General features: G+C 47.7%; 1 protein-coding gene. It reads left to right on the forward strand.

Translation table 11 applies throughout. The features are described from left to right. Positions 1-778, forward strand: a 778-nt coding sequence (locus R8N47_RS24635) for an efflux RND transporter permease subunit (RefSeq protein WP_318186027.1), incomplete at both ends; no start/stop codon positions are given.

Raw genomic sequence — 778 nt, forward strand, 5'->3', positions numbered from 1 at the left:
CTATTCCAGGATCTTTCTTAACGGGGCTGTTAGTTCTCTCTGTTTTTGGTCTTACCGTAAACATCGTGGTGCTGTTTGCCTTAATCATGGCGGTCGGCATGCTGGTGGATGGTGCAATCGTCGTCACTGAGTTTGCCGATCGGAGAATGCAAGAAGGCACGCCGCGTAAAGAGGCATACCGAGACGCAGCCAAACGCATGGCATGGCCGATCACCGCCTCTACCGCGACTACGTTGGCGGCATTTGCTCCGCTTCTTTTTTGGCCGGATATTACCGGTGAGTTTATGAAGTACTTACCGTTAACGCTAATCGCGACGTTAGCGGCGTCATTGGTGATGGCTTTGCTATTTGTGCCTGTTATTGGCGGCATTATTGGTAAACCTCAGGTTATCAATCCTAAAGCCCAACAAGAAATGGTGGAGCTACACAACGGAAACTTTGAGAAAGCGACAGGAAGTACCAAGCTTTATTACAAAACTTTGTTTGTGGCGATTCAACATCCTTGGAAAGTGCTGCTGAGCGCGGTATTGCTGGCGGGTGGTGTTGGATTTACTTACAGTAAAGCGGGGTTAGGCGCGGAGTTTTTCCCTGAAGTCGATCCGCCATTTTTCACCGTAAAAGTACGCTCTTACGGGGATCTTTCCATTAATGAGAAAGATATCGTAATGCGAGAAATTGAAAAGGTCATGCTGGGTCATGATGAGTTTGAAAGTGTCTACACTCGCACTGGATCGAGCGATAATGGTGACGAAATCGGTCAGATTCAAATAACTCCTGT

This window comes from Vibrio sp. 2132-1 (genome assembly GCF_033344315.1).